General features: G+C 73.0%; 22 protein-coding genes and 1 pseudogene. 12 read left to right on the top strand and 11 right to left on the bottom strand.

The features are described from left to right. The first annotated feature begins 12 nt into the window (after positions 1 to 12). Positions 13 to 1,203, top strand: a complete 1,191-nt coding sequence (locus tag H283_RS0102515; RefSeq protein WP_020141939.1) for an MFS transporter — start codon at positions 13 to 15, stop codon at positions 1,201 to 1,203. Here H283_RS0102515 and H283_RS0102510 read toward each other — a convergent pair. Continuing rightward, positions 1,166 to 2,638 carry a PLP-dependent aminotransferase family protein gene (locus H283_RS0102510; protein ID WP_020141938.1) on the bottom strand — a complete coding sequence of 491 codons (1,473 nt, stop codon included), beginning with the start codon at positions 2,636 to 2,638 and terminating at the stop codon, positions 1,166 to 1,168. The two genes, H283_RS0102515 and H283_RS0102510, sit on opposite strands and share 38 nt — an antisense overlap. Before the next feature lie 80 nt (positions 2,639 to 2,718). Between H283_RS0102510 and H283_RS0102505 the strand changes: the two genes are divergently transcribed. Continuing rightward, on the top strand, positions 2,719 to 4,017 hold the full coding sequence (locus H283_RS0102505; protein ID WP_020141937.1) for an APC family permease: 1,299 nt from the start codon (positions 2,719 to 2,721) through the stop codon (positions 4,015 to 4,017). Positions 4,018 to 4,085: 68 nt separating this feature from the next. Beyond that, on the top strand, positions 4,086 to 6,005 hold the full coding sequence (locus H283_RS0102500; RefSeq protein WP_020141936.1) for an APC family permease: 1,920 nt from the start codon (positions 4,086 to 4,088) through the stop codon (positions 6,003 to 6,005). 18 nt (positions 6,006 to 6,023) lie between these two features. Here the strand turns inward: H283_RS0102500 and H283_RS0102495 are convergent, their stop codons facing one another. Beyond that, complete coding sequence (locus H283_RS0102495) at positions 6,024 to 6,557, bottom strand: GNAT family N-acetyltransferase (RefSeq protein ID WP_020141935.1); 534 nt, start codon at positions 6,555 to 6,557, stop codon at positions 6,024 to 6,026. 177 nt (positions 6,558 to 6,734) lie between these two features. Here H283_RS0102495 and H283_RS28655 point away from each other — a divergent pair. The 4 genes and pseudogenes from H283_RS28655 to H283_RS0102480 all read left to right on the top strand — a co-directional run. Beyond that, positions 6,735 to 7,028: pseudogene (locus H283_RS28655) on the top strand (helix-turn-helix domain-containing protein); the annotation flags it as partial. A gap of 166 nt (positions 7,029 to 7,194) precedes the next feature. Then, positions 7,195 to 8,250, top strand: coding sequence for a GTP pyrophosphokinase family protein (locus H283_RS0102490; protein WP_020141934.1), 1,056 nt, complete (start codon positions 7,195 to 7,197; stop codon positions 8,248 to 8,250). Positions 8,251 to 8,368: 118 nt separating this feature from the next. Further along, positions 8,369 to 8,797 carry a YciI family protein gene (locus H283_RS0102485; RefSeq protein WP_020141933.1) on the top strand — a complete coding sequence of 143 codons (429 nt, stop codon included), beginning with the start codon at positions 8,369 to 8,371 and terminating at the stop codon, positions 8,795 to 8,797. Continuing rightward, a complete protein-coding gene (locus H283_RS0102480) occupies positions 8,798 to 10,051 on the top strand; it encodes a DUF6596 domain-containing protein (RefSeq protein ID WP_020141932.1) in 1,254 nt (417 codons plus the stop codon). Here the strand turns inward: H283_RS0102480 and H283_RS0102475 are convergent. Continuing rightward, positions 10,038 to 10,580 carry a DinB family protein gene (locus H283_RS0102475; protein WP_020141931.1) on the bottom strand — a complete coding sequence of 181 codons (543 nt, stop codon included), beginning with the start codon at positions 10,578 to 10,580 and terminating at the stop codon, positions 10,038 to 10,040. The genes H283_RS0102480 and H283_RS0102475 overlap by 14 nt on opposite strands. 72 nt (positions 10,581 to 10,652) lie before the next feature. On the opposite strand from H283_RS0102475, the gene H283_RS0102470 reads away from it, so the two are divergent. The 3 genes from H283_RS0102470 to H283_RS0102460 are packed head-to-tail and all read left to right on the top strand — an operon-like array spanning position 10,653 to position 14,054. Beyond that, positions 10,653 to 11,279, top strand: a complete 627-nt coding sequence (locus H283_RS0102470; protein WP_020141930.1) for a LysE family translocator — start codon at positions 10,653 to 10,655, stop codon at positions 11,277 to 11,279. 46 nt (positions 11,280 to 11,325) lie between these two features. Then, entirely contained in the window at positions 11,326 to 12,777 is a 1,452-nt protein-coding gene (locus H283_RS0102465) for an FAD-binding oxidoreductase (RefSeq protein ID WP_231372208.1), read from the top strand. Further along, positions 12,774 to 14,054, top strand: coding sequence for a class I SAM-dependent methyltransferase (locus H283_RS0102460; RefSeq protein ID WP_043647920.1), 1,281 nt, complete (start codon positions 12,774 to 12,776; stop codon positions 14,052 to 14,054). The genes H283_RS0102465 and H283_RS0102460 overlap by 4 nt, the downstream gene beginning before the upstream one ends. Here H283_RS0102460 and H283_RS0102455 read toward each other — a convergent pair. Continuing rightward, positions 14,051 to 14,590, bottom strand: coding sequence for a hemerythrin domain-containing protein (locus H283_RS0102455; RefSeq protein ID WP_020141927.1), 540 nt, complete (start codon positions 14,588 to 14,590; stop codon positions 14,051 to 14,053). The genes H283_RS0102460 and H283_RS0102455 overlap by 4 nt on opposite strands. 107 nt (positions 14,591 to 14,697) lie before the next feature. On the opposite strand from H283_RS0102455, the gene H283_RS0102450 reads away from it, so the two are divergent. Next, positions 14,698 to 16,338 (top strand): FAD-dependent oxidoreductase, encoded by a 1,641-nt coding sequence (locus tag H283_RS0102450; protein WP_020141926.1) that lies wholly within the window; start codon positions 14,698 to 14,700, stop codon positions 16,336 to 16,338. A gap of 2 nt (positions 16,339 to 16,340) precedes the next feature. Here H283_RS0102450 and H283_RS0102445 read toward each other — a convergent pair whose 3' ends face one another. The 4 genes from H283_RS0102445 to H283_RS0102430 all read right to left on the bottom strand — a co-directional run bounded on the left by H283_RS0102445 (position 16,341) and on the right by H283_RS0102430 (position 18,092). Beyond that, positions 16,341 to 16,601 (bottom strand): metal-sensitive transcriptional regulator, encoded by a 261-nt coding sequence (locus H283_RS0102445; RefSeq protein ID WP_020141925.1) that lies wholly within the window; start codon positions 16,599 to 16,601, stop codon positions 16,341 to 16,343. 77 nt (positions 16,602 to 16,678) lie between these two features. Continuing rightward, on the bottom strand, positions 16,679 to 17,014 hold the full coding sequence (locus tag H283_RS0102440) for a YnfA family protein (protein WP_020141924.1): 336 nt from the start codon (positions 17,012 to 17,014) through the stop codon (positions 16,679 to 16,681). A 2-nt stretch (positions 17,015 to 17,016) separates the two neighbouring features. Then, the gene (locus H283_RS0102435) at positions 17,017 to 17,415 is read right to left on the bottom strand and encodes a VOC family protein (RefSeq protein WP_020141923.1); all 399 of its coding nucleotides are present in this window, start codon (positions 17,413 to 17,415) and stop codon (positions 17,017 to 17,019) included. Between the two features lie 56 nt (positions 17,416 to 17,471). After that, entirely contained in the window at positions 17,472 to 18,092 is a 621-nt protein-coding gene (locus tag H283_RS0102430) for a bifunctional 2-polyprenyl-6-hydroxyphenol methylase/3-demethylubiquinol 3-O-methyltransferase UbiG (protein WP_020141922.1), read from the bottom strand. Between the two features lie 135 nt (positions 18,093 to 18,227). On the opposite strand from H283_RS0102430, the gene H283_RS0102425 reads away from it, so the two are divergent. Further along, entirely contained in the window at positions 18,228 to 18,749 is a 522-nt protein-coding gene (locus H283_RS0102425) for a flavodoxin family protein (protein ID WP_043648223.1), read from the top strand. A 16-nt stretch (positions 18,750 to 18,765) separates the two neighbouring features. Here H283_RS0102425 and H283_RS0102420 read toward each other — a convergent pair whose 3' ends face one another. The 3 genes from H283_RS0102420 to H283_RS0102410 are packed head-to-tail and all read right to left on the bottom strand — an operon-like array spanning position 18,766 to position 21,403. Continuing rightward, positions 18,766 to 19,707 (bottom strand): alpha/beta fold hydrolase, encoded by a 942-nt coding sequence (locus H283_RS0102420; protein ID WP_020141920.1) that lies wholly within the window; start codon positions 19,705 to 19,707, stop codon positions 18,766 to 18,768. 9 nt (positions 19,708 to 19,716) lie between these two features. After that, positions 19,717 to 20,961: an RNA polymerase sigma factor gene (locus tag H283_RS23775; RefSeq protein WP_020141919.1), complete on the bottom strand. Its 1,245-nt coding sequence runs from the start codon at positions 20,959 to 20,961 to the stop codon at positions 19,717 to 19,719. A gap of 13 nt (positions 20,962 to 20,974) precedes the next feature. Next, a complete protein-coding gene (locus tag H283_RS0102410) occupies positions 20,975 to 21,403 on the bottom strand; it encodes a YciI family protein (protein WP_020141918.1) in 429 nt (142 codons plus the stop codon). Positions 21,404 to 21,425 lie beyond the last annotated feature (22 nt).

Below are 21,425 nucleotides of genomic sequence, written 5' to 3'. Positions count from 1 at the left end.
GTGTGACCCACCGTGACACTCCGGGCCGAGTCCTCCTCCCTGCTGCGGGCGCGGCTCGCCGCCGGCACCGCCTTCTTCGTCCAGGGACTGCTCTTCATCTCCCTGACGACGCGCCTGCCCCAGGTGCAGGAGAAGTGGTCGCTCGACGAGCTCGCCGTCAGCGGCCTGCTGCTCATGGTCGTGCTGCTCGCGGGCGTCGGCTCGGTCGTCGCCGAGGTCGTCTCCGCGCGGTCCTCGAGCGCCATGGTCGTGCGGGTCGGGCTCGTCGTGGCCACGCTCGGCTTCGCGGTGCTGCTCGTCGCGCCGGCCTTCGGGGTCTTCGTCGCGGGCCTCGCGGCCTACGGGCTCGCCCTCGGCCTCGTCGACGCGTCGTCCAACATGCAGGCCGTGACCGTCGAGCACCTCTACCGCCGCCCCATCCTGCCGTCCTTCCACGCCTTCTGGACCGCCGGCGGCATCCTCGGGACCCTCGTCACCCTGGCGACCTCGGGCGTCGACCTCGGCCCGGCCCTGCTGCCGCTGCTCGTCTTCCCCGTCGCGGCGCTGGCCGCGCCGTACGTCCGTCGCGACCGCCTCGCCGAGACCGACGCCACCGTCGACGTGCCGTGGCGGCGGATCGCCCTGCTCGGGGTCGCGATGGTGCTCTTCTACATGGTCGACACGGCGGCGACGACGTGGGGACCGGTCTACCTCGACGGCACGCTCGACGCACCGACCGGGCTCACCGCGCTCGCCACGCTGCCCTACCTCGTCGCGACGCTCCTGGCTCGCGCCGTCGGCGACCGTCTCGTCGACCGCCACGGGGCCGTGTGGCTGCTCCGGATCAGCGGTGTCGTCGCCGCCCTCTCGCTCGCCGTCATCGTCTTCGCGCCCACGTGGGTGGTCGCCGTCGTCGGCTTCACGATCCTCGGCGGCGCCGTCGCGACCATCGCGCCGCTCAGCTTCTCGGCGGCGGGTGCCATCGCCGGGGGCGACGCCGACTCCGCCGGTGAGCGCATCGACAAGACCGACCAGGTCGTCGCCCGCTTCAACCAGTTCAACTACGTCGGCGCACTGCTCGGCGCCGTGCTGACCGGGGCCGTCGGATCGGACAACCTGCGTCTCGGCTTCGCGGTGCCGATGGTCCTCATCCTCGGGATCATCCCGCTCGCGACGCAGTTCGCGATCATCCGCCGCCGGGGCGTCCCGGCCGGCTCGAGCTGAGGACGCCCCGCAGCGCGGTGAGCGCCGGGGCGATGCCCGACAGGGGTATGCCGCCCACGCCGAACGCGAACCCGTGGCGGGCCGGTTGCTCGAGGTGCCGAACGGACAACGGCTCGACGAACACTCCCACGGCCAGGGCGGCCTCGGCGATCGCCACGTCGTCGAGGCCCGGGTCGCGCAGCAGGGCGCACAGGTGCAGGCCCGCGGCCGACGGGATGACCTCGAGCCAGTCGCCGAGTCCGGCGGGGCTGGTGAGCACCTCGAGCAACGCCTCGCGCCGGGCACGGTAGACCTTCGTCGCGCGCTTGACGTGGGCGGCGTGGTGCCCCTCGGCGAGGAAGTCCGCGAGCGCCCCCTGGGTCACGACGTCGCCGTCCCAGACGGTGACGCGCTTGGCCTCGCGCAGGGCCGGCGTCAGCGTCGCCGGGGCGATCGCGTAGCCGACGCGCAGCCCCGGCAGCAGCGACTTGGAGAACGACCCGACGTAGACGACCCGACCGTCGCGGTCGAGGCTCTGCAGCGGCTCGAGAGGTCGGTCGGCGAAGCGGAACTCGCTGTCGTAGTCGTCCTCGACGATGACCGATCCGTGCCGGACGGCCCACTCCAGCAGGGCGATCCGTCGGGCTCGTGACATCGCGACCCCGGTCGGGTGCTGGTGCGACGGCGTGACGTAGACGAGTCGCGCGGCATCCGGAAGGGCGTCGACGACGATCCCCTCACCATCGACCGGGACGCCACGGACGACGGCGCGGTGCGTCGCGAAGAGGCGGGCCGCGGCGGTGTAGCCCGGGTCCTCGACGGCCACCACGGCACCGGGCTCGACGAGCACCCGCGAGACGAGGTCGAGGGCCTGCTGCGCCCCTGCGGTGGTCACCACGTCGGCACCGGAGGCGACGACCGACCGGGACACGCCGGCATACCTCGCGATCTCGGCCTCGAGACGGCTCCCGCCACGGTTCGCACCGGGGTCGTCGTAGGTGCCGGCGGACAGCCGGCCCCGACGCAGCGTGCCGCTGACGAGACGTCGCCACGTCGCGAGGGGGAAGAGCGAGTCGTCGGGCACCCCGACGGAGAAGTCGTGGAGCGCACCGCGCGGACCGGGCGCAGGCTCCGCGGTCGGCACGGTCGCCCAGAGCGACGTGGCGGTGACGGCTCCCGCCCGCGCCCGCCGGCCGGTCACCCGGGCGGGCGGGACGCACCCGGTCGCGACGAAGGTCCCGGCCCCACGGCGGCTCTCCAGCAGCTCCTCGGCGAGGAGCCTGTCGTAGGCCGCCGTCACCGTGCCCCGCGAGACGCTGAGGCTCGCCGCGAGGTCACGGGAGGCGGGCACCCGGTCGCCCCCGCCGAGGCGGCCGTCGAGGACCGCGGCGCGCAGCTGGGCGTAGATCTGTGCGGTCAGGTCGCCCGACCCGGTGAGGCTGAGGTGCAGGTCCATGCCCCCAGTCTGGATTGGCCCAAACATCTTGACAAGAAGTGGCACTTCCGACCGGTCCACTTCGACGGGAGTCTGGAGCCATGGCGACGACCGCACGCATCCCCGGGGCCACCTCGACCCCCGGCCACTCCACGAACCGGGGCACGCTCACGGTCGCACAGGGGGCCGCCCTGTCGGTGGGCGCCGTGCTCGGCACCGGGGTCATCACGCTGCCGGCCCTCGCAGCCGAGGTCGCCGGTCCCGCGTCGCTGCTCGCGTGGGTGGCGCTCGTGCTCCTGTCGGTGCCCCTGGCGAGCACGTTCGCCGCGCTGGGCGCCCGCCACCCGGATGGCGGTGGCGTGTCGACGTACGTCCGTCGCGCCTTCGGGGACCGCGCGGCGGGTGCGGTCGGGTGGTGCTTCTACTTCGCCGTCCCCGTCGGGGCCCCGCCCGCCTCGATGATGGCCGGCGGCTACGTGGCGGACGTCGTGGGCGGCGGACGCACGACGACCGTCGTCGTGGCCGCCGCCCTGATCCTCGGCACCGGACTGATGAACCTCGCCGGGCTGCGCTTCTCCGGCCGCGTGCAGCTCGGCCTCGCGACCGTGCTCGCCCTGCTCATGACCGCGACGATGGCCGTCGCCCTGCCGCACGCGAGCACGGCGTCCCTGACCCACTTCGCCCCGAACGGATGGGCCGCCGTCGGCACGGCGGCCGCCGTGCTCGTCTGGGGGTTCGCCGGGTGGGAGGCCGTCGCCTCGCTCGCCGGTGACTACCGCGACCCGCGCCGTGACGTGCCGCGCGCCACGGGGATCGCAGTCGCCGTCGTCGGGGTGCTCTACCTCGGGCTCGCGACGACGAGCGTCCTCGTGCTGGGGCCGGCGACCGGCCACAGCCAGGCGCCGCTCTCGGACCTCATGGCGATCGCCCTGGGCGAGCAGGCCCGCGTCGTGACCGCCGTCGTGGCGGTGCTGCTCACGGTCGGGGCGATGAACGCCTACTACGCCGGCGGCTCACGGCTGGGCGCCGCGCTGGCCCGCGACGGGGCGCTGCCGCGATGGCTGGCGCAGGGCGGCGAGGCCGGACAGGTTCCACGCCGCAGCATCGCCCTCGTCACGGCCGGCTCGATGCTCTCGCTCGTCCTCGCCGTCGTGCTCGACCTCGGCCTCACGCCGCTCATGCTGCTCGCGACGGGGTGCTTCACGCTCGTCTACGTGCTCGGCACGGCCTCCGCCCTGCGCCTGCTGCCCCGCGGCGCGCGAGGCTGGTGGACCGCGCTCGTCGCCCACGCGTCCGTCGTCGTGCTGCTCGTCGTCAACGGCGCCCACGCCCTGTGGGCGCTCGGGCTCGTCGTCCTCTCGCTCGCCTACCAGTCCCGGTCACGCCGGCAGCGCCGGTAGGGCTCTCCCAGCGCCGACCCCTAGACTTCGCCGCCGTGATCACACAGCGCGCGGAGCGCACACCTCTCATGCGGTGGTTCCTCGACGCCGAGGAGGCCGACCCGGGCGGCTACTACGAGCGCGAGCGCGAGGCGACCGAGCAGCAGCACGTGCAGCCGTGGTGGCGCGTCATGTGCCTGACGGGTGTCGACTACTTCTCGACCCTCGGCTACCAGCCCGGCATCGCGGCCCTCGCCGCCGGTGCGCTGTCGCCCGTCGCGACGCTCGTCCTCGTGCTCATCACGCTGTTCGGCGCCCTCCCGATGTACCGCCGCGTCGCGGCCGAGAGCCCGCACGGCGACGGCAGCCTCTCGATGCTCGAGCGTCTCCTGTCCTACTGGCCGAGCAAGATCCTCGTGCTGTGCCTCATCGGCTTCGTCGCGACCGGCTTCATCATCACGATCACCCTGTCGGCCGCCGACGCGAGCGCGCACCTCATCGAGAACCCCTACCTCAAGAGCACCCTGACGGGCCACCAGGTCGGTGTGACGCTGACGCTGCTCGTCTTCCTCGCCGGCATCTTCCTCAAGGGCTTCAAGGAGGCCATCGGGATCGCCGTCGTCCTCGTCGTGGCCTACCTCGGCCTCAGCTTCGTCGTGCTCGTGCGTGGCGCCGTCGAGATCGGCGACCACCCGACGGCGTTCAGCGACTGGATCACCGCGATGACCTCGGCCCACTCCGCTCCGTTCGGGATCATCGGCGCGTCCCTGCTCGTCTTCCCGGCCCTGGCGCTCGGGCTCTCCGGTTTCGAGACGGGCGTCGTCGTCATGCCGCTCGTCAAGGGCGACCCGACCGACACGCCGGAGAAGCCCGAGGGTCGCATCCGCAACGCCCGCAAGCTGCTGACGACCGCCGCGCTCATCATGAGCGTCCTGCTCATCGGCTCCTCGCTCGTCACCACCCTGCTCATCCCGGCCGACGCGTTCCAGCCGGGAGGGAGCGCCAACGGCCGCGCCCTGGCCTACCTCGCCCACGACCTCCTCGGGGAGGGCTTCGGCACGATCTACGACATCTCGACGATCGGCATCCTGTGGTTCGCCGGCGCCTCGGCCATGGCGGGTCTGCTCAACATCGTCCCGCGCTACCTGCCCCGCTACGGCATGGCGCCGGACTGGGCCCGGTCGACGCGGCCTCTCGTGCTCGTCCTGTCGTTCATCGCCGCCGTCGTGACGCTCGCCTTCGGCGCCAACGTCGACGAGCAGGCGGGGGCGTATGCCACCGGCGTGCTCGCGCTCATGACGTCCGCGGCGATCGCCGTGTTCCTCACCGAGCTGCGGCGCGGCCACCGCGCGGCGGCCGCCTTCTTCGCCGTCGTCAGCGCGATCTTCGTCTACACGATCACGATCACGATCGAGCAGCGCCCCGAGGGTCTCGTCATCGCCCTGATCTTCATCGCCCTCATCGTCGTCATCAGCGTCTGGTCGCGCATCGTGCGCTCGACCGAGCTGCGCGTGCAGCGGGTCGTCTACGACGACAGCGCGCGGGCGATCCTCGACGACGCGGCGCTCGGTCCCCAGCCGTTGCGGTTCATCGCCAACAAGATCAACGCCGGAGACCGCGACGAGTACCGCGCGAAGTCCCTCGACGTCCGCATGCACAACCACCTCAACGCCCGGCAGGGCGCGATCTTCCTCGAGGTGGAGATCAGCGACGCGAGCGACTTCGCGACGACCGTGCACGTGGGGTCGGCCGTCGTCGGCGGCCACTACATCCTGCGCGCGACGGGCCCGTCGGTGCCCAACGTGCTCGCCGCGGTCCTGCTCGACGTCCGCGACCGCGTCAGCAAGCCGCCGCACATCTACTTCGAGTGGAGCGAGAAGGCGCCGGGGCAGAACGTGCTGCGCTTCCTGCTCGCCGGCGAGGGCGACATCCCTCCGCTGACGCACGAGATCATCCGGCGCGCCGAGCCCGACGCCGACCGTCGCCCGCAGGTGCACGTCGGCGGCTGACCGGGGCACACGGCATACCTAGGCGCGGTTGGCCCAGCGCTCGGGGGTGGTGCGGTAGACCCGCGACTCGTCCTCGTACCACTTCTCCATGATCCCGAGGTCGTCGAGACCGAGGCGGCGGCACACGGCCTGCGACGGCTCGTTCGTCGTGTGGGTCAGGGCATAGACCTCGGGCAGCCCGCCGTCGAAGCCGTGCTGGATCACCGCGGTCGCGGCCTCCGTCGCGTAGCCGTGGCCCCACGAGTCGGGGTGCAGGTGCCAGCCCACCTCGACCTCCCCGTCGTCGGCGTTCGGCAGGGTCAGCAGGATGACGGAGCCGGCGACGACCCCGGTCTCACGGACCTCGACGGCCCAGAAGCCGAGCGGCGGCGCCTCGCTGCGCTCGAGGTAGCGGTCGATCCGGGCGTGCGCCTCGTCGAGGTCCTTCATGAGGACCGGCTCGCCGTCGCCGAGCCACTTCACGACCTCGATGCGGCTCTGGATGTCGAGCAGCCGCTCGGCCTCGTCGTGCGACCAGGGACGGATGGTGAGGCGGGCGGTCTCGAGGTGCATGGCGACACGCTCGCACCTGCCCACCCCACCCGTCCACGCCATTCCAGCCCGTCTCCGGTTGCGCAACGGGTGCTGCGTCCCTCTCGGGCGCTGTGCATTGGGTCATCACCTGACTCACGCTGACCCGTGCACCGCTTGAGTCGCCTGGCGACCCAATGCACAGCGTTCGGCAGGGCCATGGCCCCGCGCGAGTCGGGACCGCCGTCCACACCCTCCGCGCCTCCTGACCGTCTCGTCCACAGCGCCCACACGCAGAAGGCAGCTCGGCCACCGAGGACGGACGGTGGACCCATGACCGTTCCCCTCGGCCACGGCCCCGACGCGTTCGGCAACGCGCTACGGCACGTGCGCCGCACCTACCTTCTGAGCCAGCGCGCCCTGGCCGGCCGGCTCGACGTCCCGCACAGCCGCATCTCCCGGCTGGAGAGCGGCCGCCACGGCATCACGCTCGAGCTTGCGATGTCGCTCTACCGCGCACTCGGCTTCGGCATCGGTCTGACTCACCTCTTCCCGTGTCCGGCGAGCGACGACATGAGGCCGCGCTGCCACGACTGGGAGGACGACGGCGCGGTGGGACCTCTGGTGGTTCCACGACCACCGGTCGCCGCCCGTCCTGCGAGCACGGCAGGATGGCGGCATGTCCGACAGCGATGGAGCAGGCGCGACCGACGAGGGGGGCGGCCCGCCCAGCGAGCCCACCGAGACCAGCGAGAGCAGCGAGGCGGCGCAGGCGTACGCCGCGGCGCGCCCCGAGGTCGAGGCCGCGACGGCGCTCTTCGTCGAGATGGTCACCGGCCTGCTCGACGAGGCCGGCATCAACTACCTCAGCGTGAGCGGCCGCACGAAGTCCGTGGCGTCCTTCGCCGCCAAGGCCGAGCGCCGCCGCGACGGCGAGCTGCTCTACCCCGACCCGCTCGCCGACATCACCGACCAGATCGGCGTCCGTGTCATCACCTACGTCCACGACGACGTCGCCGCCGTGGCCGAGCTGCTGGCCGAGGAGCTCGCCGTCCTCGACGACCGCGACATGGGCCTCGAGACCGCACGATCGGGTCGCTTCGGCTACGCGAGCCGCCACCTGCTCGTCGCGGTCGACGCGAGCCGCACTGTCCCGCCCGCCTACGAGGGGCTCCGCCGACGGAGCGCGTCGGTCCAGATCCGCACCGTGCTCCAGCACGCGTGGGCCGAGTTCGAGCACGACATCCGCTACAAGGGCACCGTCCCCGAGGAGCACGCGCACGACCTCGACCGCCGCTTCACCCTCGCCGCCGGTCTCATCGAGCTCGCCGACCGAGAGTTCTCGGCCATCCGCGACCGGCTCCAGATGGCCCTCCCGGCCAGTCCGCCCGACGCGGTGGAGCAGGACTCCCGCATCAGCACTCAGGATCTCGCGAAGTTCCTCGCCTCGAAGTACGCCGACGCCGGCTGGTCGCGCACCGACCACTACACGTGGGTGTCCGGCCTGCTGCTCGAGCTCGGCATCACGTCCGTCGACGCGCTCGCCGAGGTCATCGCGCCCGTCGACGCGGCCGGCCTCATCGAGAGGATGGGCTACAAGTACCCGCCCGGGGCTGTGCGCCGGCTCGACGACGCACTGCTCGCCACCTTCGGCACGCGCTACCTCGACCTCGAGGGAAACGCCCACCGCCGGGCCTCGCTCGAGGGCCGGCTCGAGCGTCTCGGAGGGAGCTGACCGGGCCGGCCCGAGATTCCCGGGGCCGCGTGTCGATTCCCATCCGGCGAGTTCGTCAGGATGATGTGGCGAGAGTCGCCACCCGCGCATCGCGCGCCTGTTCGAGAAGGAGCCGGCCATGGCCGACACGTACGTCTACCTGATCCACGAGGGTGACTGGGACTCCGACGCCTACCTCGGTGGCGAGCCCACGACCGACGCCGGGCCCGCCGGCAAGGACCCCAGCGCCGCAGCGGCCCCCGACATGGACGCGTCGTTCCCGGAGCACAAGGCCTTCCAGCAGGCCGTCGCCGACCTCGGGGCTCGCATCATGGGTGGAGCCGCCCTGCAGAACTCCCGCTACGGCGGCACGGTGACTCCCGGCTCCGGAGACCGCGCCGTCGAGGACGCGGTCTACACCGACGGGCCCTTCACCGACACCTCGGAGGTCATCACGGGCTTCTACCTCGTCGAGACCGACGACGAGGACACGGCCCGCCGGATCGCCGCCCTCGTGCCGACCACCAGTCGGATCGAGTGGCGCAAGGTCTTCCCGACGGGGATGTGAGTGCCGCTCGGGACGGGTGAGTTCGAGGAGGCGTGGCCGCGCATCGTGCGCGCCCTCGCCTCCTTCACCGGGAGCCTCGACGACGCCGAGGAGTATGCCGCCGAGGCCGTCGCGCGAGCCGCCGCCCACGAGCGCGCCGGCGGGGCGCCGATCGAGTCGTATGCCGCGTGGTGCACCTCCGTGGCCAGGCGCGCCTGGCTCGACGACGCCCGACGGCGCACGACGCTGCGCCGCCTCGCCCCCGAGCTCGCCCGTCCCGAGGCGGACCACGCCGCCATGGATGCCGACGACCTGTCCCTGCACGCGCACGAGGGGCTCGACGACCGCCTCGCCCTGCTCTTCGTCGCGTGCGACGAGGCCATCTCGCCCGCCTCGCGCATGGTCCTGGCCCTGCGCGTCGTGTGCGGCCTGACGGTCCCGGAGATCGCCGGCCACCTCGGCGTGCAGGACACCGCGGCCGCAGCCCGTCTCACGCGCGCCAAGCGGGCCCTCGCCGAGGCCCGGGGCACCTTCCACGTGCCGGACGCCACCGAGCGCGACCGGCGCCTGCCGGTCGTCATCGCCTGCGTGTCAGGCATGTTCACGGTCGCGCACCGGACCGTCCTCGACCCTGCCGATGCCCTGGCCGACACCGGGCGCCAGGCGCTGTCCATCGCGGATGCTCTCGTCGCGGCCTACCCCGAGGACACCGAGGTGCGCGGTCTGCGAGCCGTCATCCGGCTCGGCCTGGCCCGTCGCCCCGGCCGCGTCGACGAGACCGGGACAGGGCTCGCGCTCGACGAGGTCGACCGCAGCCGGTGGGACGGCGCCCTGCTCCGAGCCGGACTCGCCGACGCCACGCTGGCCGCTGCGGGCGAGGGTCGCTTCGCCATCGAGGCGGCGATCGCGGGCCTGCACTCGAGCGCGCCGTCGTTCGAGCGCACCGACTGGCGTCGGATCGTCCAGCTCTACGGTGGGCTCGAGCAGCGCTGGCCCTCCCCCTCCGTCCGGGTCGCACGGCTCGTCGCCACGGCCCAGGGCATCCTCGCCGCCGACCCCCCTGGGTCCGTCGCCGAGGTGGAGGCCGAGCTGGCTGCGATCGAGGCCGGCGCACCGGCCTACGCCAGTCGCGACGCGAGCCTTGCCCTCGCCGACCTCGAGTGGCGCACGGGGCGGCGCGAGCACGCAGCGGAGCGCTACCGGGACCTCGCCGAGGTCATGCCGGCGGAGCCGCTCCGTCGCTTCTGCCTCCGACGGGCCGTCACTCCCCGGTGACGCCGTCGACCGCCTCGCGGAGGAAGTCCGCGTGGCCGTTGTGGCGGGCGTACTCCTCGATCATGTGCAGCAGGATCCAGCGCAGGCTGAACGTCTGGTTCTCCTTGCGCGACAGTGTCGCCGAGCGGACCTCGAGGCCGCCCGCGGCGAGCGCCGCCTCGATGTCGCGCCGAGCCTGCTCGACCGACTGGTCCATGATCCGGCGCAGCTCCTCGGGGCTGTCGTCCCGCGCCGAGGTCATCTCCCAGTCGCGGTCGGCCTCCCAGTCGGCACTGGCCCAGGGCTCCGGCATCGGTCGCCCGTGCAGCACCTCGCCGAACCAGCTCGCCTCGTTGAGCGCGACGTGCTTGAGCAGGGCCCCGAGCGTCAGGGTCGAGGGCGCGAGGGGCTGGGCGAGCTGCTCGGCCGTCAGGCCCTCGGTCTTCTGCCGGAGGGTGTCCCGGTGGTAGTCGAGGAAGGCCACGAGAGTGGTCGCCTCGTCGGCGGCGAGGGGCGGGTCGGTGCGCTCGGTCCGAGCAGGTGTCGTCATGTCACCCGACGCTAGTGTCCGAGCCTCGAAAACCGCCTGCCCTTTGTCGCCTGCCGGGAGCACACTGGTCCGGTGCCGTCATCGAGCCAGTGGGTCGCGTTCCTCGTCGCGTCGATCCTCTTCATCCAGGTCCCGGGCCCCAGCCTGCTCTTCACCATCGGTCGTGCCCTGACCGTCGGGCGGCGCGAGGCGCTGCTCTCGGTCGTCGGCAACGCCATCGGCGTCACGGCGCAGGCCGTCTTCGTCGCCGTCGGCCTCGGCGCGGTCATCGCCGCGAGCATCACGGCCTACACCGTCATCAAGGTCGCGGGCGCCGCCTACGTCATCTATCTCGGGGTCCAGGCCATCCGCCACCGCCACGACGCCCGCGAGGCCATGGAGGCGCACGTGTCGGCGAAGCGCGGACACGCCCTGCGCATCGGTGCCGTCGTCGGCCTCACCAACCCGAAGACGATCCTCTTCTTCGTCGCCTTCCTCCCGCAGTTCGTCAACACCGGCGCGGGCCACGTGGGCGTCCAGATGGTCGTGCTCGGCGGGGTCTTCGGTCTCATGGCCATCTGCAGCGACAGCATGTGGGCCCTGCTCGCCGCGCGGGCCCGGGAGTGGTTCGCCCGCAAGCCCGCACGGCTCGACACGCTCGGCGCCACCGGCGGGGTCATGATGGTCGGGCTCGGCGCGGCGATGCTCGCTCGCGAGTAGTCGCACATCCCGAGCGCACCCGATCCGAATCTGTTTGACTGAGATGGTGGCAACCCCTCAGGTCACATCTCCTGCGGATCGGCACGACCCCCTCCAGCGGGTCCGCGATCACGAGCGTGCCCTCGACGAGGTGCGGAGGGCGTATGCCGCCCTGCCGCCCGACCGGCCGGTCCGGCTCGCGAAGCGCACGTCCAACCTCTTCCGCAACCGCAGCGCCACCGACTCCCCCGGCCTGGACCTCTCGGCCATGACCGGCGTCGTCGAGGTCCGCCCCGGCGTCGACGGCGGGCCGGCCACGGCGCTCGTGGGGGGCCTGACGACCTACGAGCAGCTCGTCGACGAGCTCCTGCCGCACGGCTTCGTCCCGCTCGTCGTACCGCAGCTGCGCACCATCACGATCGGCGGCGCCGTCACCGGCCTCGGCATCGAGGCGGCGTCGTTCCGCAACGGCCTGCCGCACGAGTCGGTCCTCGAGATGCGGATCCTCACCGGGGCCGGCGACATCGTGACGGCGACGCCCGACGGCGACCACGCCGACCTCTTCCGCACCTTCCCCAACTCGTACGGGTCGCTGGGCTACGCGCTCGACCTCGTCATCGAGCTCGAGCCCGCGCGCCCGTACGTCGCCCTGCGGCACGTGCGGTTCGACTCGGTGCGGGCCCTCACCGACGCGGTCGACGTCGTGCTGTCGTCCCAGACGTGGGACGGCGACCGGGTCGACTTCGTCGACGGCGTCGTCTTCGGCGCCACCGAGGCCTATCTGTGCCTCGGACGCTGGACCGACCACCTCGAGGGCCAGGCCCGGCCGAGCGACTACACGGGCGAGCACGTCTTCTACCGCTCGATCCAGCAGCGGCGCACCGATGTGCTGACCGCCCACGACTACCTCTGGCGGTGGGACACCGACTGGTTCTGGTGCAGCCGGGCCTTCGGCGCCCAGGTCCCGGCGATCCGCCGGCTCTGGCCGCGCCACCTGCTGCGCAGCGACGTCTACTGGCGCATCGTCGCCTTCGAGAACCGGCACCGCGTCATGGGCCGCTTCGACCGGCTGCGTGGCCTGCCCGACCGCGAGCGCGTCGTGCAGGACGTCGAGATCCCGCTCGCGCGCACGGCCGAGTTCGTCGACTGGTTCCTCCGCGAGGTGCCGATCGAGCCGATCTGGCTGTGCCCGATCCGGCTGCGCCCGGCTCCGGGCACGGCCACCGACGAGACGCCGTGGCCGCTCTACCCGATGCGCCGGGACGAGCGCTACGTCAACGTCGGCTTCTGGTCGACGGTCGCCGTCGAGGCCGGTGCGGCCGACGGCGACGTCAACCGCCGCATCGAGGCCGAGGTGACCCGGCTCGGCGGCCACAAGTCGCTCTACTCCGACGCGTACTACGACGAGGCGACCTTCGCCGCTCTCTACGGCGGCACGGCATACGCCCCCGTCAAGCGCAGGTACGACCCGGGGGGACGGTTCCCGACGCTCTACGAGAAGGCGGTGCAGGCTCGATGACCTTGACAGTGGGACAGGCATTCGACCACGTGTTCGGCCCCGAGGCCCCGGTGCGGGTCGTCGCGTGGGACGGCTCGGAGGGCGGCAGCCCGGACGGGCTCGTGCTGCGCCTGACCAGTCCTGAGGCGCTCAACCACCTCCTGACCGCGCCCGGCGACCTCGGCCTCGCCCGCGCGTACCTGCTCGGTGACCTCGTCATCGACGGGATCGACGAGGCCGACCCCTACGACGTGCTGCGCGTCCTCGGTGACGGCCTCACCCCGCGGCGCCCCTCGCGGCACGAGGCTGCGGAGCTCGCCCGCTTCGTCGCCCACCACCGGCCGCACACCCCGACCCTGCCGCCCGAGGAGACGCCGGGACAGCTGCGTCGCCTGGCGCACGGGCTGCGGCACGGGCGGACGCGCGACGCCGAGGCCATCAGCCACCACTACGACGTGTCGAACGCCTTCTACGAGAAGGTCCTCGGTCCCTCGATGACCTACACGTGCGCATGCTTCCCCACCGACGAGGCCTCGCTCGAGGACGCCCAGGCCTACAAGTACGACCTCGTCGCCAGGAAGCTCGGCCTGCAACCGGGCATGCGCCTGCTCGACGTCGGGTGCGGCTGGGGTGGCATGGTGCGCCACGCGGTGCGGAACTACGGCGTCACGGCCCTCGGGGTGACGCTGTCGCGCGAGCAGGCGACGTGGGCACAGGCGGCCATCCAGGCCGACGGGCTCGCCGACCGGGCCGAGGTCCGGCACGGCGACTACCGGGACATCACCGAGCGCGGGTTCGACGCGATCAGCTCGATCGGACTGACCGAGCACATCGGCGTCGGCAACTACCCCGCCTACTTCCGCTTCCTGCGCGAGCGGCTGCGCGACGAGGGCCGACTGCTCAACCACTGCATCACCCGCCCCGACAACCAGCACCCGGGGCTGCCGCAGCGCGGCTTCATCAACCGCTACGTCTTCCCCGACGGTGAGCTGACGGGCAGCGGCGACATCGTGCGGGTCATGGAGGACGAGGGCTTCGAGGTGCGCCACCACGAGAACCTCCGCGAGCACTACGCCCGCACGTGCGCCGCCTGGAACGCCAACCTCGCCAAGCACTGGGAGGACTGCGTCGAGCTCGCCGGTCTCGGCACGGCCCGGGTGTGGGGCCTCTACCTCGCGGGGTCGCGACTGGCGTTCGAGCGGGGCGGGATCCAGCTGCACCAGGTGCTCGCCTCACGCACGAGCAGCGAGGGGGTGTCGGGCTTCCCGCTGCGGCCGCGGTTCGAACCCCAGCCCTAGCCCGACCCGCCGAGGTCGACGTCGTAGGCCTCGTAGACGAGGTCGCCGCCCTTCTGGCGGTGGCGCACGAGCCGGCCGACGAGCACCGTCAGCTCCTCGCGGAAGACGGGCAGGTCGGCCATCGTGCCGCCGTGCTCGAGCACCGCGAGGTAGCCGTGCAGGGCCTCCCGGAGGTCACGGTGCTCCTCGAGCAGCCGCTCGACGCGGCCCGAGAGCCGCGGCGCGCTGCGCCGGGCCCGGTCGTAGATGCCGCCCGGGCTCTCCGTCAGCGCGACGTGGTCGTCGAAGTCGTGCGCCAGCTCGGCGAGGGCCGCCCGCACCCGCTCGCGCCACATCCCGCCGCGGGCGATCGGCGCCTCGAGCGCGAGGTCGACGGCGGCCACGGAGTCACGCAGCTCGGAGCGGTGTCGCCGCACCCGTTCGAGATGGACGGCGAGGTCGGCGGCGGTCTCGACCCGGCCACGATCGAAACCCTGCGCATCGAGCTGACCCGCCGGGGCGAGGGGCGGGATGGCGGCATTGGGCTGGACGTTCATGGCGCGACCTCCGTGCCCTCCATGGTCGCGCCGCGGTGCCCGGTTCGTCCAGAGTCCAGCCGCCCACGATTCGTGGGGCTCATACCCCCTGGGGTATCTTGGGCGACATGGAACACATCATCATCGGTGGCGTCGCGGGCGGCATGAGTGCCGCCACGCGCCTGCGCCGGCTCGACGAGGACGCCCACATCACCGTCATCGAGCGCAGCGGGCACGTGTCCTTCGCCAACTGCGGCCTGCCGTACCACGTCGGCGGCGTCATCGAGGACCGCCGGTCCCTGCTGCTCCAGACCCCGGCATCCCTCGGACGCCGCTTCGGGCTCGACGTGCGCGTCGGCACCGAGGCCGTGCGGATCGACCGCGAGCGGCGGGTCGTCGTCGTGCGCGAGCTCGCCTCCGACACCGTCTCCGAGCTGCCCTACGACCACATGCTCCTCTCCCCCGGCGCGCGGCCGCTCCGCCCGCGGATCCCGGGCATCGAGCGCGCCCTCTCGTTGCGCGACATCGAGGACACCGACGCACTCGTCGCGGCGAGCACCCCGGCCCGCACCGCCGCGATCATCGGCGGCGGCTTCATCGGTCTGGAGCTCGCCGAGAACCTCACCCGCCGCGGCATCGCCGTCACGGTGGTCGAAGCCGCCGACCAGGTCATGACGCCGCTCGACCCCGAGATGGTCGCACCCGTCCACGACCACCTCCGCGCCTCGGGCGTGGCCCTGCGGCTCGGCGCGTCCGTCACGGCCGTCGGCCCCGACACGGTGACGCTCGCGACCGGCGAGCACGTCCCTGCCGACCTCGTCGTCTCGGCCGTCGGCGTCCGGCCCGACACGCGCCTGGCCGACGACGCCGGGCTCGAGACGGGCCGCCTCGGCGGCATCCTCGTCGACAGCCGGTTCCGCACGAGCGACCCGCGGATCCTCGCGGTCGGCGATGCCGTCGAGAAGCGGGACGCGGTCGACGGCGACCAGGTGCTGGTGCCGTTGGCCAACACCGCGAACCGCCAGGGCCGCATGGCCGCCGACGTCATGGCCGGCCTCCCGTCGCACGACCGGCCCGTGCTCGGCACCGCGATCGTCGGCGTGTTCGGCCTGCAGGTCGCGACGACCGGCTGGAGCGAGAAGCGTCTCGTCGCCGCCGGGCGCCCGCACCGCGTCATCCACACCCACCCGGCGTCGCACGCGACGTACTACCCCGGCGCCGAGGGGATGAGCCTCAAGCTCCTCGTCGACCGCGACACCGACGCGATCCTCGGCGCGCAGGGCGTCGGCCGCGAGGGCGTCGACAAGCGCATCGACGTCATCGCGACCGCCATGACCGGGGGTCTGACGGCATCAGCCCTCGCCGACCTCGAGCTGGCCTACGCGCCGCAGTTCGCCTCGGCCAAGGACCCCGTCAACATGCTCGGCTACGTCGCCGACAACCTCCGCACCGGCGTCAGCCGCTCGGTCCAGTGGCACGAGCTGGAGGACGCCATGGCGGCAGGCGCCATCCTCGTCGACGTGCGCACCCGCGAGGAGCACGAGTCCGGGGCCATCCCGGGAGCGCTCCTCGTCCCGGTCGACGAGCTGCGGGGACGCCTCGACGAGATCCCGCCCGGCCCGGTCGTCGTGCACTGCGCCGTCGGCCAACGCGGCCACACCGCGGCCCGGATGCTCGCCCACGCCGGTCGCGAGGTGCGCAACCTCGACGGCGGCTACCGCACCTGGCTCGCGGGCACGGGCGTCCGCGAGCCGGCGCTGTCCCACTGACCTCAGGCCAGCGAGAGGAAGAGCTTCTCCATCTGGGCGACGTCCATGGTCTCGCCGTCCGGGTTGGTGATGCACTCGCGCAGCCCGGTGGCGATGACGGCGAAGCCAGCCCGGTCGAGCGCCTTGGAGACGGCGGCGAGCTGGGTGACGATGTCCTTGCAGTCGCGCCCCTCCTCGATCATCTTGACGATGCCGCCGATCTGGCCGCGGGCGCGGTTGAGGCGACGGATGACCGACTGCATCTCGTCGAGGTCGAGCTCCACGGCATCCTCCTGGGGTCGTTGCGGAACGCCCATGATACCCCCGGCCGTATGCCGTCACGAAGGTCCGTGAGCGCCGCTCAGCCCGAGCGGGGTGCGTACATGATGAGCGCGACGCCGACGAGGCACACGAGCGCGCCTGCGACGTCCCACCGGTCGGGTCGGAAGCCGTCGGCGACCATGCCCCAGACGAGCGAGCCGACGACGAAGACGCCACCGTAGGCGGCGAGGATGCGCCCGAAGTTCGCGTCGGGCTGGAGCGTGGCGACGAAGCCGTAGAGGCCGAGCGCGACGACGCCCGCGCCGGCCCAGATCCAGCCGCGGTGCTCCCGCACGCCCTGCCAGATGAGCCAGGCGCCGCCGATCTCGGCGACGGCGGCGAGCACGAAGAGCAGGATCGAGCGGGTGACGGTCATCCTCAGAGGTCCCCGGCCGCGCGCCGCTCGTCGTCGCTGCGCAGGATGCAGAACTCGTTGCCCTCGGGGTCGGACATGACGACCCAGCCGCGACCGTCGTCCGTGCGGCAGTCCTGCACGACGGTCGCTCCCAGGCCCGTGACGCGCTCGACCTCCTCGTCACGCGGCCGGTCGGTGGGCCGCAGGTCGAGGTGGACGCGGTTGCGCACCTGCTTGGCGTCCTCGACCTCGATGAAGAGCAGCCGGTGCGACTCGTCGGGGGAGAAGATCATGCACTCCTCGTGCCCCGGCTCGTTGGGGTCGGCGGGGTCCTCGTGGTAGCCGAGGAGATCGGCCCACCAGACGGACTGCGCGTGCGCGTCGAGGGCGTTGACGGTCGTGTGCGAGAGCTCGAGTGCCATGCGGCCATCCTGCTGGGCTCGCACCGTTCGAGCCACTCCTGCGCCTGCCGCGGCGCTCAGCCCTCGCGGTGCAGCACGACCACGGTGTCGAGCGCGACGCGGTCACCGTCGTCGGTCGCGACCGGACGCTCCCGGATGCTCGACTGCAGGGCCGCGACGGGGAGCCCCTCGGCCCGGTCGAGCACCTCCTCGGGGTCGTAGAGCACGGCTCGCTCGCTCGGACCACCCCAGCCCTCGGCGAGGTTGCGACCGGCGTGCCCGATGACGACGACGAGGCCGCCCGGGCGCACCGCCTCGACCGCCAAGCGCAGCGCCTGCCTCCACTCCTCGGCCGGCAGCTGGAGGTAGCAGAGCAGCGCGAGGTCGTAGGCGGCCGGGCCCCCCGGCGTCGACTGCGTCGCGTCGGCGACGACGGCGGTCAGCCGGCCGAGGTCGTCACCGAGGCGGTCGGCGGCGAGCGACCGCATCCGCTCCACGGCCACCGGCGAGTAGTCCGAGGCCGTGACGACCCAGCCCTGCTCGACCATCCAGATCGCGTTGCGACCCTCGCCCGCGGCCAGGTCGACCGCGTGACCCGGTGTCAGCGGGCCGATGATCTCGGCGACGAAGCGGTTCGGCTCGGCCGACCACACGAGGTCGTGGGCGGCATACCGCTCGTCCCAGTCCTTGGCGTCCACGGTGACTCTCCTCGTCGTCGGCGGCCGACCTGGTGTGGGCCGCGAATCCCATTGTGTCGCGGCACGTCTCGTGCGTCACGATTCGGACGCGCCCTCGCACGCCGCGCGTAGCGTGGATGGCGGAAGGGATCCATGATGAACGTCCTCATCGTCCACGAGTCCATGTTCGGCAACACCCGCGAGATCGCCTCGGCCATCGCCGACGGCCTGCGCCGTGGCAGACCGGCCGAGGACGGCGACGTCAGCCTCGTCCACGTCGACGACGCCCCGACCGTCATCCCCGACGACGTCGACCTGCTGCTCGTCGGCGGACCCACGCACGCCCTCGGCATGACCCGCCCGAAGACGCGAGAGGACGCGACGACGAAGGGCGGCACCGCCGCGCACGAGGGCGTCCGCGAGTGGATCGAGTCGGTGACACCGCGGCCCGAGCTCCCCGTCGTCACCTTCGACACGCGCGTGCACGTCAAGATGCTTCCGGGCTCGGCCGCGAGCGCCGCGGCGAAGTCCTTGCGGCACCACGGATTCCGTCGCGCCGAGCGCGGCGAGACCTTCTGGGTCCAGGGCACGCCCGGACCCATCGAGGCGGGCGAGCTCGACCGCGCCCGCGAGTGGGGCGCCGAGCTGGCCTCACGCGTCACCCACGGCGTCGCCTGACGCCGTCGGGTCCCGTTCAGCCGAGGGAGTCGAGCCAGGGCTCGAGGTGCCCGAGCACGTCGTCGGGCGCCTCGAGCTGGGGTGTGTGCCCCATCCCGTCGAGCCAGGCCGTGCGCCAGGCCGGGTTGAGCCGGGCAGCGCGGCGGGCGGCCGAGACGGGCACGAGACGGTCGCGGGTGCCGTGGATGAGCAGGACGGGACGGTCCAGGTCACGCATGATGCGGTCGTACTCACGCCGACCACGGAGCACCCGCAGCAGGGACCGTGCCGCACCGAGGAACTCGCCCTCGGGGTCCGGGAGCGACCGGCGCCAGGCGGCGAGCTCGATCCCGGCCTCGACGACGTCGTCGTCGGCGCGTGACGGGTCGGCGAAGCACAGTGCCACGGTGCCGAGCACGCGCTGTCGGTCCGAGACGCTCTTGTTGTAGCGGGTCAGCACGAGCTCGCCGACGCGCGGCACGGCATACATCGCGAAGGTGGCGGCGACCTGCGGGTCGGGGCGCGCGCCGGGGTTGGGCAGCGCGGGGTCGACGAGCGCGAGGCCCACGACCTGTTCGGGGCGACGGTCGGCGAGCAGCAGGCTCACCATGCCGCCCATCGAGTTGCCGACGAGGACGACGGGGCGGCCGAGCACCTCGTGGACGAAGCGGCTCAGCAGAGCCGCGTTGTGGTTGACGCTCGTCGCACGACCGAGGGCCGGGCTCAGCCCGAAGCCCGGCAGGTCGATGGCGACGACCCGGCGACGCGCGGCGAGCGCCGGTGCGACGGCGACCCAGTTGAGGTGCGAGCCGCCCAGACCGTGGACGAGGACGACCGGCGGTGCCTCGGGCGTCCCCGGATCCGCGTCCGGGCCGCCGAAGTCGACCCAGTGGACGGGGCCGTCGAGGTCGATGGTGCGGCCGACCCCTCCCCACTTGGACGCGATGTCGGTCGGTGCGGTGGACGGCGGGGTCGTCATGACGGCAGGTTACCGCCGGTCACCTGTCCGCGCGGCAGCTCCGGCGGCACGGGCCAGGAGGTGGCGCGACTCGGGCTCGTTGTCGCTGAGCCCGGCGGCCCGGTCCCACTCGGTGGCCGACTCGGGCCACCGCGCGAGGCGACCGAGCAGCTCGGCCCGCACGACGTGGAAGGCGACGTAGCCGTCGAGGTCCAGTCCGTCGAGGAGGGCGAGCGCGGCCTGCGGACCGTCGAGCTCGGCGACGGCGACGGCCCGGTTGAGCCGCACGACGTCGGTCGGCGCGAGGCGCAGCAGGTGGTCGTAGAGCGCGACGACCTGGGACCAGTCGGTCTCGGCCGCGGTCGAGGCATCGGTGTGCACGGCGTTGATCGCGGCCTGCAGCTGGTACGGGCCGGGCGCGCCGCGCCGCAGGCACCGGCGGACCAGCGCCTGCCCCTCGTCGACGAGCGCACGGTCCCAGAGGGAGCGGTCCTGCTCCGCGAGGACGACGAGCTCGCCGGCTGCGTCCGTGCGCGCCGCGCGCCGGGCCTCCGTCAGCAGCATGAGGGCCAGCAGGCCGGTGGCCTCCGGCTCGTCGGGCATCAGCTCGACGAGCACCCGGGTCAGCCGTATCGCCTCGGCTGCGAGGTCCGGTCTGCCGAGGTCGGCACCGGCGGTGGCGGTGTGGCCCTCGGTGAAGACGAGGTACAGCACGGAGAGGACCGAGGCGAGCCGGGCGGGCAGATCCTCGTCGCGCGGCACCCGGTAGGGGATGCCGGCCGAGCGGATCTTGCTCTTGGCCCGGACGATCCGCTGGGCCATCGTCGACTCCGGCACGAGGAAGGCGTGCGCGATCTCGGGGGTCGTCAGGCCGCCCAGCAGCCGGAGCGTCAGCGCGATCTGGGCCTCCCGGGAGAGGGCGGGGTGGCAGCAGGTGAAGACGAGGCGCAGTCGTTCGTCCTTCACGGGTCCCTCCTGCGTCGCAGCGGTGTTCTCCTCGGCGGCGTACAGGGCGAGCGCCTCCGTGTGCCGGGCCTCCCGCGTCGCCTCCCGCCGCAGCCGGTCGATGGCCCGGCGCCGCGCGGTCGTGATGATCCAGCCGGCGGGACTGGGCGGCATACCGTCGCGGGGCCAGCGCTCCACGGCCACGGTGAACGCGTCCTGGACGGCGTCCTCGGCGAGGTCGATGTCACCGAGCGCCCGGATGAGCACGGACACCGCACGGCCGTGCTCGGCGCGGAAGACCCGCGCGATGTCCGCGCCCGAGACCGTCATGACGCCCGCGCCGTCACAGGTCGGTCGGCGCCTGGCCGGGGTCGCCCTCGCCCTGGAAGGGACGGACCTCGACGGGCAGGCCCGTGGCTCCGGCGATCCGCTCGGCCCAGCCGAGGACGACGTCGTAGTCGTCGGAGCGCAGGATCGTCAGGCCGCCCAGGTGCTCCTTCGCCTCGGCGAACGGCCCGTCGGTGAGGACGGCGTCGGCCACCCCGTCGCGCGACCGTCGGATCGTCGTCGCGCTGGCCTGGTCGGCGAGGCCTCCGGCGAACACCCAACCCCCGGCCGCACGGATGTCGGCGTTGACGACCTCGAGGTCGGCCATGACCTTCGTGAGGTCGAGGTCCTCCGGCGGCGGCCCGTCGGGCGAGAAGAGGCTGATGAGGTAGGTCTTCACGGTGATCTCCTCCTGCCGGCGGTCACCGGCTGGTCCGGGGCGCACCCTCCGTGCACCCTCCACCGTC

The sequence above is a fragment of the Terracoccus sp. 273MFTsu3.1 genome (genome assembly GCF_000383675.1).
Taxonomy (GTDB): domain Bacteria; phylum Actinomycetota; class Actinomycetes; order Actinomycetales; family Dermatophilaceae; genus Terrabacter.
This window is presented reverse-complemented; position numbering and strand designations above follow the sequence as displayed.